13 protein-coding genes are annotated in these 11931 nt (G+C 38.9%); 9 read left to right on the forward strand and 4 right to left on the reverse strand.

The genetic code is table 11. From position 1 onward, the window contains the following. Positions 1–116 precede the first annotated feature (116 nt). Positions 117–557: a BrxA/BrxB family bacilliredoxin gene (locus ACFSFY_RS00865; protein ID WP_381535275.1), complete on the forward strand. Its 441-nt coding sequence runs from the start codon at positions 117–119 to the stop codon at positions 555–557. A gap of 75 nt (positions 558–632) precedes the next feature. Here ACFSFY_RS00865 and prli42 read toward each other — a convergent pair whose 3' ends face one another. Next, positions 633–734: a stressosome-associated protein Prli42 gene (prli42, locus tag ACFSFY_RS00870; protein WP_381535276.1), complete on the reverse strand. Its 102-nt coding sequence runs from the start codon at positions 732–734 to the stop codon at positions 633–635. Between the two features lie 109 nt (positions 735–843). On the opposite strand from prli42, the gene mce reads away from it, so the two are divergent. The 6 genes from mce (at position 844) to rnz (ending at position 6648) form a co-directional block, all read left to right on the forward strand. Then, positions 844–1257 carry a methylmalonyl-CoA epimerase gene (mce, locus tag ACFSFY_RS00875; protein WP_381535277.1) on the forward strand — a complete coding sequence of 138 codons (414 nt, stop codon included), beginning with the start codon at positions 844–846 and terminating at the stop codon, positions 1255–1257. Continuing rightward, positions 1258–2805 carry an acyl-CoA carboxylase subunit beta gene (locus tag ACFSFY_RS00880; protein ID WP_381535278.1) on the forward strand — a complete coding sequence of 516 codons (1548 nt, stop codon included), beginning with the start codon at positions 1258–1260 and terminating at the stop codon, positions 2803–2805. Positions 2806–2818: 13 nt separating this feature from the next. Then, complete coding sequence (locus tag ACFSFY_RS00885) at positions 2819–3952, forward strand: M20/M25/M40 family metallo-hydrolase (RefSeq protein WP_381535279.1); 1134 nt, start codon at positions 2819–2821, stop codon at positions 3950–3952. Between the two features lie 3 nt (positions 3953–3955). Then, on the forward strand, positions 3956–4432 hold the full coding sequence (locus ACFSFY_RS00890; protein ID WP_381535280.1) for a chemotaxis protein CheW: 477 nt from the start codon (positions 3956–3958) through the stop codon (positions 4430–4432). A gap of 73 nt (positions 4433–4505) precedes the next feature. Next, complete coding sequence (locus tag ACFSFY_RS00895) at positions 4506–5690, forward strand: DNA polymerase IV (protein ID WP_381535281.1); 1185 nt, start codon at positions 4506–4508, stop codon at positions 5688–5690. Between the two features lie 16 nt (positions 5691–5706). Continuing rightward, on the forward strand, positions 5707–6648 hold the full coding sequence (rnz, locus tag ACFSFY_RS00900; RefSeq protein ID WP_381535282.1) for a ribonuclease Z: 942 nt from the start codon (positions 5707–5709) through the stop codon (positions 6646–6648). Between the two features lie 50 nt (positions 6649–6698). Here rnz and namA read toward each other — a convergent pair whose 3' ends face one another. From namA to ACFSFY_RS00915, 3 genes are all read right to left on the reverse strand, one after another. Then, the gene (gene namA / locus ACFSFY_RS00905; RefSeq protein WP_381535283.1) at positions 6699–7718 is read right to left on the reverse strand and encodes an NADPH dehydrogenase NamA; all 1020 of its coding nucleotides are present in this window, start codon (positions 7716–7718) and stop codon (positions 6699–6701) included. A gap of 50 nt (positions 7719–7768) precedes the next feature. Beyond that, positions 7769–8578 (reverse strand): pyrroline-5-carboxylate reductase, encoded by an 810-nt coding sequence (gene proC, locus ACFSFY_RS00910; RefSeq protein ID WP_381535284.1) that lies wholly within the window; start codon positions 8576–8578, stop codon positions 7769–7771. 330 nt (positions 8579–8908) lie between these two features. Further along, entirely contained in the window at positions 8909–9763 is an 855-nt protein-coding gene (locus tag ACFSFY_RS00915; protein ID WP_381535285.1) for a DegV family protein, read from the reverse strand. 339 nt (positions 9764–10102) lie between these two features. Between ACFSFY_RS00915 and ACFSFY_RS00920 the strand changes: the two genes are divergently transcribed. Then, entirely contained in the window at positions 10103–10792 is a 690-nt protein-coding gene (locus tag ACFSFY_RS00920) for a YjjG family noncanonical pyrimidine nucleotidase (protein ID WP_381535344.1), read from the forward strand. 133 nt (positions 10793–10925) lie between these two features. Beyond that, positions 10926–11363 (forward strand): GNAT family N-acetyltransferase, encoded by a 438-nt coding sequence (locus tag ACFSFY_RS00925; protein WP_381535286.1) that lies wholly within the window; start codon positions 10926–10928, stop codon positions 11361–11363. Positions 11364–11931: the final 568 nt, after the last annotated feature.

The following is an 11931-nucleotide window of genomic DNA, read 5'->3' on the forward strand; positions in this document are numbered from 1 at the left end:
AAATTAGGCATATTTAAACTTGCGGGTAATTTGTTCGGTTTTTTACTTGCAAGTCCTTTGCAAGTATTTAAACGTACTGATATGATAAAGTTGTAAATAGAAAGGGGTTTTTTAATATGGCTATGGATTTTAATATGTTAATGAACGATACAGTTAAGCAAGCCCGTACAGAAATGGACGAAAGTGGTTATAAGCAGTTAACAACACCTGAAGAAGTTGAGGAAGCTTTTAAACGTTCGGGTACAACACTTGTAATGATCAACTCAGTTTGTGGATGTGCCGGCGGGATCGCACGTCCGGCTGCAAAGCACTCAGTGCATTACGACAAACGTCCAGATCATTTAGTTACAGTATTTGCTGGGCAGGATAAAGAAGCGACTGCACAAGCTCGTATGCTTTTCGGGGAGGATCATCTCCCATCTTCACCATCTTTCGCTATGATGAAGGACGGTAAATTAGTTGCCGAGATCGGTCGTTACGAAATTGAAGGCCATGACCCGATGTCTGTTGTACGGAACTTACAAAGTCAGTTTGACGATTTTTGTGAAGAACTATAAAAAGCAGAAATCTAGTGAAATGAAAAAACTGTCTGTATACGCAAATGCGTTAACAGACAGTTTTTTTATTAGTGATTACTGTTGCATCATCATACCAAGTCCCATTCCAAGACCTGATAATAACATTGCGCCGACCATAATATAAACAATAAACTTTTGTGTTTTTTTATTACTCACTGAGCAAAACTCCTTATTCATTATACTTTCATTTTAACAGAAATTTTTGATTTGACAAGATGGCGAATTGGCCCATTAGATTGTACAATAGATGTAAGAGGTGATTTGTGTGGAGAAAGTCGATCATATTGGTATCGCTGTGACAAACATGGATGAATCGATTCACTATTATATACATACTTTAGGTTTAAAATTGATTGCGATAGAAGAAGTTGAAAGTCAAAAAGTTCGTGTTGCATTTATTGATGCCGGGAACATTAAGTTTGAACTTTTAGAACCAATTGGAGAGGATGGACCGGTTTCGAAATTTATCGCTAAGCGCGGAGTAGGCGTACATCATATTGCATTTGGTGTAAGCGATATCCGAACGCGTTTATCAGAACTAAAAGAAAAAGGGGTACAACTTTTGCAAGATGAACCGAAGATAGGTGCTGGTGGTGCTGAAGTAGCTTTCCTACATCCGAAATCATCTTATGGGGTACTGTACGAATTATGCCAAAAAAGCAGTAAGGGGACTCAGTAAATGAATATTTACGATAAAATCAACGAGTTGTATGACCGGAAGAGAGAAATTGAGCTTGGCGGTGGCGATGAACGGATTGATAAGCAACATGAAAAAGGAAAGTTAACTGCTAGAGAACGTATCGATTTGTTACTAGATCCGGATACTTTTTTCGAATTGAATCCATTTGTTACGCACCGAACAAGAGATTTTGGAATGGACAAGCAAGTGCTTCCAGGCGATGGTGTCGTTACGGGGTATGGTAAAATTGACGGTAAACCTGTTTATTTATTCTCTCAAGACTTTACGGTTTTTGGAGGCGCACTAGGAGAAATGCATGCTATGAAAATTGCGAATGTAATGGATTTAGCTGCGAAAAATGGTGCTCCTTTCATTGGACTGAACGATTCCGGGGGTGCACGTATTCAAGAAGGTGTCGTTTCACTTGATGGATATGGACAAGTTTTTCATCGTAACGTAATTTACTCAGGTGTAATTCCACAAATTTCCGTTATTCTTGGTCCTTGTGCGGGTGGAGCGGTTTATTCGCCGGCAATTACTGATTTTGTCTTTATGACGGATAAAACGAGTCAAATGTTTATAACGGGTCCGAAAGTAATTGAAACGGTTACTGGTGAGAAGATTTCGTCTGAAGAACTGGGTGGTTCGAAGGTACATAACTCAATTAGTGGAAATGCACATTTTCGTGGACCGGATGAAAAGACTGTCCTTGAAAGCGTTCGTAAATTACTTTCCTATTTACCACAAAATAATGAAGAAAAACCGCCAATTGTGGAGTATGATGAATCAGATGACTATCGTGCAGATTTAGCGGAAGTTGTTCCGTACGAATCGATCCGGCCGTATGATGTTCGTAGAGTTGTTGAACAAGTTGTAGACGTGGACTCGTTTATGGAAGTACAACCAGAGTTTGCTCGAAATATTGTAATTGGTTTGGCGCGTATTAAAGGCGAAACAGTAGGTCTCGTTTGTAACCAACCTCGTGTAATGGCGGGCGGACTCGATATTAATTCATCAGATAAAGCTGCCAGATTCATACGTTTTTGTGATGCGTTTAATATTCCAATCATTACATTTGAAGATGTAACCGGATTTTTCCCGGGCATTAAACAAGAACACGGTGGAATCATACGACATGGCGCGAAAATTTTGTATGCTTATTCAGAAGCTACAGTCCCTAAAATGACTGTGATTTTAAGAAAAGCATTTGGTGGTGCCTATGTTGCATTGAACTCGAAATCAATCGGAGCGGATGTTGTCTTTGCTTGGCCAAATGCAGAAATTGCAGTTATGGGGCCAGAAGGTGCTGCAAACATCATTTTTGCACGCGACATTGCAAATTCGGATGATCCAGAAGCGATGCGTGCTGAAAAGATTGAAGAATACCGAGAAAAGTTTGCAAATCCATATGTTGCAGCGTCACATGGTATGGTAGACGATGTCATTGACCCACGTGACACTCGCATCAAACTAATCCAAGCACTGGATATGATGCGCAACAAAAAAGAGTCACGACCTAAAAAGAAACACGGTAATATTCCGTTATAAGGGGAGATTTATTTTGAATAAAGAACGATTATTAGAAGAGTTTTTTGAATTAATTCGAATTGATTCTGAAACAAAAGATGAACGTAATATAGCTGACCATTTGACTAAGACGATGGAAAATCTAGGATTCGATGTAATTGAAGATAATTCCGACGACGAAAATGGACACGGTGCTGGAAATTTAGTGGCATCAATGAATGGTACTGTAAAAGGTGTAGATCCGATTTATTTCACATGCCATATGGATACAGTTGTACCAGCTCAAAACATTAAACCTGAGTTACGCGATGATGGTTATGTGTATTCCGATGGGACAACAATTCTTGGTGCGGATGATAAAGCTGGAATTGCGGCATTGTTTGAAATGATTCGTACTGTAAAAGAGAAGAAAATACCACATGGTGACATTCAGTTCATCATTACCGCGGGAGAAGAAAGCGGCCTTGTAGGTGCGAAAGAAATGGATGCTACGCTTATTACAGCTAAATACGGCTACGCAGTAGATAGTGACGGAAAAGTAGGTGGAATCGTTACTTCTGCTCCATTCCAAGCAAAACTTTGGACGACGATTAAAGGTAAGACTGCACATGCCGGTGTCGCACCCGAAAAAGGGATTTCTGCTATTAATATTGCTGCCAAGTCCGTTGCTGCAATGTCTTTAGGAAGAATCGACTCGGAAACAACAGCTAATATTGGTCGTTTCGAAGGTGGACAGGCTACAAATATCGTTTGTGATGAAGTAAATATTCTAGCTGAGGCACGATCGCTTGATCCTGAAAAACTAGAGAAACAGACGGAACATATGAAGGAAACGTTTAAAGTAACTGCTGAGAAAATGGGCGGAGAAGCTGAAACTGAGGTAAAACTTATGTATCCAGGCTTTAAATTTACAGATGACGACAAGGTCGTTAAAGTAGCGATGATGGCAGCCCAAAATGTTGGCCGGACACCTGAACTTCTTGCGAGTGGTGGGGGTAGTGACGGTAATATCTTTAACGGTGCTGGAATCCCTACAGTAACATTATCTGTTGGATACGAAGAAATTCATACTAAAAATGAACGTATGCCTGTGGAAGAACTCAATAAGTTAACAGAATTGCTACTTGAAATTATCAATGTAACTGTAGAAAATTCGAAGGGAGAATAAGGAATGAGTGAGTTAAAAGTCGTTGTCGTTCAATGTGGGAATGAAGAATATGCATTGCCTGTAGATTCGGTAATATCCATTGAGAAGCTCGAGCAAATTAACCCGATTCCTCATTTGCCTGAGTATATGCTAGGTCTCATGAAAACACGTGGGGAACTTGTTCCTATTTTAGACTTCGAACAAATTTTATACGGCCGCAGTGCTGACAAAAATGATGAAGTTCGCATTGTAGTTGTTCAAACTGGAAGTTTATTAATCGGATTACTTGTACTTGATGCAAAAGAAATTCTAGATATTCCTGAAAGTACTATGACGTCAACAGGGTTGCTTGCTTATTCTAAAACTCCTTATTTCACAACAGTTGCAAATCTTGAAAATCGCATGATCACAATTGTAGATCCTGAAATATTGTCACGTACACTTACGGGTATGGATGCTATTGGTGAATATGTTGAAACAAGAACAATGGAAGAAGTTTAATTTTAAAACCGGGCAGTGTATTCTGTCCGGTTTTTACTGTAAAATGGATTAAAATAAGTGAGGGGAGCTGTGTATGGCAGAGATGTTTGAAAGTCGAGCGAAGGTCATTCTTCATCTAGACATGAATAGTTTTTTTGCTTCAGTTGAACAAGCACATGACCCTTCACTTAAAGGTATTCCGATGGCGGTTGCAGGAAATCCTAAAGAGCGGCGCGGCATTCTTGTTACTTGTTCATATGAGGCAAGGGCCCTTGGTATCTACACGACAATGACAGTGGGCGATGCAAAACGAATTTGTCCTACCCTAGTCATCGTTCCGCCAGATTTCCTGAAATACCGAGCGGCTTCAACTGCAATATTTGATTTACTCCGAACGTATACTGAACTTGTTGAGCCTGTATCTATTGATGAAGCCTATATTGACATTACTGCAATTGGTGGTTTGACGGATGCAGTAAAAATTGCATCTGGTATTCAGGAACGTATTTTACGAGAACTCGATTTACCGTGTTCGATTGGAATTGCACCAAACAAGTTCCTTGCGAAAACAGCATCAGACATGAAAAAACCAATGGGCATAACTATTTTAAGGAAAAGGGAAGTTGAGCGGATACTTTGGCCACTCCCTGTTATTGAAATGCACGGAATTGGGAAGAGCACCGAGAAAAAAATGAATGCACTTGGAATAAGTACGATTGGAGACTTAGCAAATGCAGACGAAAATATTGTTAAAGTCTCACTTGGTAAAAATGGCTCTCGTCTTCAGCAACGTGCCAACGGAATAGATGAGCGTCTAGTGGATCCTGCGGCTGGGGATGAACGTAAAAGCGTCGGGAGTTCCACGACATTACCGATTGATGAAACTGAATTAGACGCCTGTTTCGCAGTTTTCAAACAATTGGCGAACCGTGTTGCAGTTCGCCTCGCAAATAATGAACTTGCGGGAAATGTAGTAATGATTCAAATTCGAACCGCTGATTGGCGTAACCAAACACGAAGCCGTACAGTTCTAAATCCTATTTATAAAGAAGACGATATTTATCGAGAAGCAATTGATTTATTTGAAAAACATTGGGACTGTGAACCAGTCAGATTACTTGGAATAACTGTTACGAATGTTATTTCAATAATTGAGATCCACGAACAACTGTCTATTTATAATTTTGAAGAACATGAGGAAAAAAAGCGAATAAGTGATTTAATTTTAAAACTGGAAGATCAGTTTGGCCCTGGTGTAATAAAAAAGGGCAATAAATGAAAGGGGGTTTAAATAAATGGAACTTCAATTTTTAGGAACAGGTGCGGGTATGCCGTCGAAAATGCGTAACACTTCTTCAGTTGCACTTAATCTTTCAGCTGAAAATGAAGGGTATTGGTTATTCGACTGTGGTGAAGCAACACAGCATCAAATTTTACATACGTCTTTAAAACCGCGTAAAATTATGAAAATTTTTATTACTCATTTACATGGAGATCATATTTTTGGTTTGCCAGGCTTGATTGGATCACGTTCGTTTCTTGGAGGTGAAGAGCAATTAGATGTATTCGGTCCTAAAGGCATTAAAGAGTGGTTGGCAACAACGTTACGGATAACAAATACGCATTTGAACTATGAACTCATTGTTCATGAAATTGAGGAAGGTACTGTTTTTGAAGATGACAAATTTAAAGTAACTTCCAAGTTTCTTCAACATGTCATTCCATGTCTTGGGTTTCGTATTGAACAAAAATCGTTACCTGGAAAACTTCTAGTAGATAAAATAAAGGAATTAGGCGTTCCTAAGGGTCCGATGCTTAAACAACTGAAAAACGGAGAAGACGTATATCTTGAGGATGGCAGCCTAGTCCTTAGCAAAGATGTTACTGGTGAACCTCAAAAAGGCTTTACGATTGCAATCCTGGGTGATACAAGTGCCTGTATGGCTTCTGTCGAACTTGCGAAAGACGTAGACATTCTTGTGCATGAAGCAACATTTGATTCAGAGACAGGAAATCTTGCCAAAGAATATGGACATTCAACGATAACCGATGCAGCCGAAATTGCGAAGGAAGCTGGGGCTCGGTCATTAATTGCGAACCACATTAGTGCTCGGTTCATGCCGAGTGATGTTGCGCAACTAAAAAGACAAGGTGAAGAAATCTTTCCAGGCCTTCTAATTGCCGAAGACTATGCTCGTTTTGAATGGAAAGACGATGTTGTTAAACAAATTGAATGAAGAAAAAATCCACGGGCGTGTTAACCAGTGGATTTTTTCATTTTTAACTATTAAAAAGTCCATCCCCGATCATACTGTTTGGGTACTGAAATTTCAGTATCTAATTCCTTAGCAGCTGTGTAAGCCCAGTATGGATCACGAAGCAATTCTCGTGCGAGTAGAATTAAATCTGCACGTTCGTTTTTCAAAATTTCTTCCGCTTGAATACCTGTCGTAATCAGTCCGACGGCTCCAGTTGCAATATGAGCACCACTTTTAATTGTTTCAGAAAACTTCACTTGATATCCGGGGAAAACATCTATTTTTGCAGGTACTAGAGCACCAGAACTGACATCGACTAAATCGACTCCTTGTTCCTTCATCCATTTAGCCATTTCAACATATGCTTCAGGCGTCATACCGCCTTCCGTATAATCGTGTGCAGAAATACGGACGAATAGTGGACCGTCCCACACAATACGTACTTCGTCAATGATTTCTCGTAAAATGCGGTAGCGATTTTCAGCAGAACCACCGTATTCATCCATTCGTTTATTTGTTAGCGGAGACAAAAACTCGTTAATGAGATAGCCGTGTGCTCCGTGTAATTCGATGACATCAAATCCTGCTTTTTGAGCACGGATTGTGCCGTCTTTAAACGCTTGGATGGTAGCTTTAATATCACTTTTAGTCATTTCGACTGGCGTTTTATAATGATCATTAAAAGCCATAGCAGAAGGAGCAAAAATGTCCCCATCAACAGTAGCTTTGCGTCCGGCATGTGCAAGCTGAATGCCTGTTTTCGTTCCATGCTGTTTCATAAGGTGAACTACTTCTGTAAGTCCTTCAATATGATCATCGCTCCAAATCCCTAGATCCTGTGCGGAAATTCTTCCCTCTGGCTGAACTGCTGTGGCCTCAACAATTATAAGTCCGACTTGACCAACAGCACGTGTAGCATAATGAGTTTTGTGCCAGTCTTCTATCTGTCCGTCACAATTATGGGAGGAATACATACACATTGGTGCCATTGCTATGCGATTCTTAAATTCGACATCTCGAATTGTATAGGGTTCAAACAATTTCGTCATAATTTTAACCTCCATTTTAAGTTCACGCTTAGTATAACAAAATGGTTGTATTAATACATAACACCCAACTCACGAGATCGTGCTTCCGCTTTCTGGATGCATTCTGCAATGATTTCTTTGAAAAAACGATTTTCCAATGCTGTTACGCCCGCTTCCGTTGTTCCACCCGGACTCGTGACATGTTTTCTTAATTCAGCCGGTTCTTCTCCGGTTTTTTTCATCATTGCTGCGGCTCCCTCAAGTGTTTGAATGATAAGTGACCGTGCAATATCCTGGGACAGCCCCTGTTCAACTGCGACTTCCTCAAGTGCTTCGGCTAAATAATACACATAAGCAGGACCGCTGCCCGATAATGCAGTGACTACGTGCATATCATCTTCTTCCACTACTTTTACTATACCAATGGATTCCAACATTTTTAAAATATTCATTTTCATATTTACATCTATTGTATTATTCCAGGCAACTGCACTAGCAGACTTTCCAATTGTTGCAGAAGTATTCGGCATAGAACGTGCAATCATTCTTGCACCTAGACCATTTTCAAATGTCTGAATAGAAATTCCTGCAATGACTGATAAAACAGCAGTATGATCGGATAAGTAAGGAAGTATATCTGCCATGACTTGATGTATGTCCTTTGGTTTTGTTGCGAGAATTATTAAATCTGCTTTTCTAAGTGCTTCTTTATTTGAACAAACAATGGATACTCCGTATTTAGTTTTCAAATACACCAATCGTGCATCATCTGATTTATTCATCACAAATACATTCAATGGATCCATTGCACGTTGTTCTACAATCCCGCCAATCATCGCTTCTGCCATCGAACCTGCACCTACGAATACTATCGTCTCCATACAATCGCCCCTTTTTTTCAATAAAAAAATGCGTTATCATCCTAATTAAATAAGGACGAAAAACGCATGTTTCCGCGGTACCACCTAAATTTGCCGATTCTACGGCACAACTTGTTTCCAACTTAACGCGAAGGATACGGTCGTGTTTCCACAACAGCTCGGAAGGAGGTTTCGAAATGGGAGAGGGGATGTGGTTTTCAGCCGGTGACCACATTTTCTTTTCTCCATCGCCATTTCTACTGGTCTTCGTCAATGCCCACCTGTTTTGAATTAGACTGATTATTGCACGTTCGCTGGATAAAGTCAACTTGAACAATCATTTGTAAATCATTATTTACTAAATGAAACCCAACTTAATCCAGTTGTACCTTCACCGGCGTGAACACCGACGCAAATACTAAGGGAAACAACCCGAAACTTTAAATCTGGAAACTCTATCATCAACTCTTGTTTCCAGGTTTCCGCATCTCGGTTGTTATTGCAGTGAATAATTGCAACTTCTGGAACGGAAGATTTTGCGATATCCTTACGAAGCAATTCCGTTATGTTATTTTTCGCTCGTTTATTTGCTCGAATTTTTTCTTTCAATAAGGTTTTCCCATTCTCGAATGAAATGATAATTTTAATATTTAACAATTGACTTAAAAATGCTTGTGTACCCGAAACCCGACCACTTCTGTGCAACTGATTCAAATTGGCTGGTACGAATACAAGTTTAGAGTTTTTCGTCATTTCTTCTATTTCCGCTACAATAATTTCGATGTCTTGTCCCTTTTTAAGCATCTCATTACCGCATTCAATCATTTTCAACATCGGAAAGGATCCAATTTTAGAATCAATGGAGTACACTTTAAAGTCTGTCATTTTTGCGGCTGCTTGCGAGCTTTCAAATGTACCTGAAATTCCACTCGATACATGCAATGTAATTGCCGCGTCATAACCTTCAGATTGCAATTTTTCATATAAAGAAACCATTTCTCCAATAGGAGGTTGGGATGTTTTAGTTGGAACTTTAGTTTCACGTAACTTTTTGTAAAACTCTTCTTGAGTTATATCTAAGTCTTCTTTATAAGATCCATCTGGAAAAACAACAACTAAGGGTAGTACATGTATGTTATATTTTTGGATGAATGCGTCATCGAGTTGGGCAGCTGTATCTGTGATCCAAGCAATTTTCTTCGTCATTAATATACTCCTCTGGGATGTAAACTTTTATGTTGGAATCGGCTATCTATATATAGTAAATCTACACTAGAAATTAAAAGACTCCTAGTGACAGATGTCATATTTAGAATGATTTTCAAATCAGTTGTCATACAATCTACATTATTAGCACGGCAATGCATTTAAAGTGAGCTCATTCTAGATTTATTTAATCGACTTATTAAGAACGTGTGTATGGTATAATTGAAAAGAAATCTAAATTAAGGTTTTGATACTTTAAATCATTCTGAAATGCTGGGAAATATAATTAAAAAATCTTTCCAATATATTAATTGGAGTTTAAGTGGGGATAAATTGATGTTGAATTACGATGTTTTATTATTTGATTTAGACGATACACTGTTTGATTTTAGAGAATCCGAAAAAAATGCACTTTTCAATACGTTTCAAGGAGTCGGGTTACCAAATGGAGTAACGGATTACAGAACAAGTTATAATGCGATTAGCAAAGTGCTATGGGACGATTTGGAACAAGGACGTACAACGCTACAGGAATTAAAGTCAGAGCGATTTAAACGGTTATTTTTAGAACATGCACTTGAAATCAATGCGGAAGTATTTGGAAATGAGTATCTTGAAAATTTAGGTAAGGAAATTCATGTGATTGATGGAGTAGAAAGTATGCTTGCAGGTTTTGCAAATTGTAGATTAGTTGTTCTTACAAACGGATTTACAGATGTTCAGCATGCGAGAATAGGTAGATCGATATTTAAAAACTCATTTGAGGCAATAATTACATCAGAGGAAACAGGGTTTCAAAAACCGCAAAAAGAAATTTTTGAATATGTCTTTGAAAAACTACAAATCACGGACAAGTCCCGCGTCTTAATGATTGGAGATTCTCTCTCTTCGGACATTCAAGGTGGTTTGAATTTTGGTATTGATACATGTTGGTATAATCCGCATCATAAAGGAAATACAACAGGTATTCAACCAACTTTTGAAATACATTCATGGGATGAAATGGATTCTGTTGTTAAAAGTGATTAACTATCTATAAAGTAAATGAGTTTGAAATAAACAGAGTCTTTGACAGCCGTATTCTTAATACAAGACGATTTGTCCTATGACTATAAAGTGGAGTAATGTAAGGGTCTACATAATATTAATAGGGGAGTAGTTTATGAGTATTCATAGAGCGACTTTAAAAGATCTAGATGTTTTAGCGGAACTTATGGATTTGTACAGAAAGTTTTATAATCAAGAATCGAATATTGTTGCTGCAAAGGACTTTATCGAAGGGCGGTTGAAAAACGAGGAATCAGTGATTTTCATAACTTTTCATGAAGAGAAAGCTGTTGGATTCACTCAACTATTTCCATCGTTTTCTTCTGTAAGTTTGAAACGAATTTGGATTTTAAATGATTTATTTGTAAAAGTGGATTATCGTGGAAAAGGGTATGGCGAAGAACTAGTAAATCGATCAATTCTATTTGCGAAGGAAACAGATGCGAAAGGCGTTTTACTAGAAACAAATGTTCAAAACGAAGTCGCCCAAAGGCTTTATGAAAAGATTGGATTTACGAAAGAAACCAATCATTTTTACTTTTATTTGGTTTGATTTGAATAAAAAGGGGTCAGCCTGAAATAGGGTAACCCGTTCAATTGAGTGGTACAAAAGATGAAACAACAAGCGAATTAACACCGAATTAGAACATCAAATGATATTGGAATTAACAGTGCCATTTTGATGTTTAAACGGAATATTGGAATTGTTATGCTATGCTAAGGATAAGTATGTTTAGGCTCACGGTTCAACAAACGGGGCAAAATCCAATGTAGATAAACTGTTGCTTTGCGTTCCGGCGTACGCTTTCCGCGGGAGAAGAATAAAAACCATTCTTCTTTGGGCGTGGCTTGAGCCAAGTGAACAGCGAAGTGTTCGCTTTGCCGTATTTCTGTGGTTTTGCAGAAATTAAGGCAGCTTTGATCTTCCTTCGCTCCGTCCAGGGTCTCAAGGCTCACGCTGATCCTCTCGGAGTCGACGTCTACACTCCAAGCAACGGAGTGTAGTTATTATAAAGCACGTATTCAAGAATCGGGCCAAAATCGAATGTAGAAAAACTGTTGCTTTGCGTTCCGGCGTACGCTTTCCGGAGGGCGTAGCTTGAGCCGCTTCCTTCGCTGCG

It is taken from the genome of Sporosarcina siberiensis (assembly GCF_042681925.1).
GTDB lineage: Bacteria > Bacillota > Bacilli > Bacillales_A > Planococcaceae > Sporosarcina > Sporosarcina siberiensis.

What these genes read in the sequence shown, in the direction of transcription:
- rnz (WP_381535282.1), top strand. Translation starts at nt 5,707, where the DNA reads ATGGAACTTCAATTTTTAGGAACAGGTGCGGGTATGCCGTCGAAAATG.
- ACFSFY_RS00880 (WP_381535278.1), top strand. Translation starts at nt 1,258, where the DNA reads ATGAATATTTACGATAAAATCAACGAGTTGTATGACCGGAAGAGAGAA.
- ACFSFY_RS00890 (WP_381535280.1), top strand. Translation starts at nt 3,956, where the DNA reads ATGAGTGAGTTAAAAGTCGTTGTCGTTCAATGTGGGAATGAAGAATAT.
- ACFSFY_RS00915 (WP_381535285.1), bottom strand. Translation starts at nt 9,763, where the DNA reads ATGACGAAGAAAATTGCTTGGATCACAGATACAGCTGCCCAACTCGAT.
- ACFSFY_RS00895 (WP_381535281.1), top strand. Translation starts at nt 4,506, where the DNA reads ATGGCAGAGATGTTTGAAAGTCGAGCGAAGGTCATTCTTCATCTAGAC.
- proC (WP_381535284.1), bottom strand. Translation starts at nt 8,578, where the DNA reads ATGGAGACGATAGTATTCGTAGGTGCAGGTTCGATGGCAGAAGCGATG.
- ACFSFY_RS00925 (WP_381535286.1), top strand. Translation starts at nt 10,926, where the DNA reads ATGAGTATTCATAGAGCGACTTTAAAAGATCTAGATGTTTTAGCGGAA.
- ACFSFY_RS00865 (WP_381535275.1), top strand. Translation starts at nt 117, where the DNA reads ATGGCTATGGATTTTAATATGTTAATGAACGATACAGTTAAGCAAGCC.
- namA (WP_381535283.1), bottom strand. Translation starts at nt 7,718, where the DNA reads ATGACGAAATTGTTTGAACCCTATACAATTCGAGATGTCGAATTTAAG.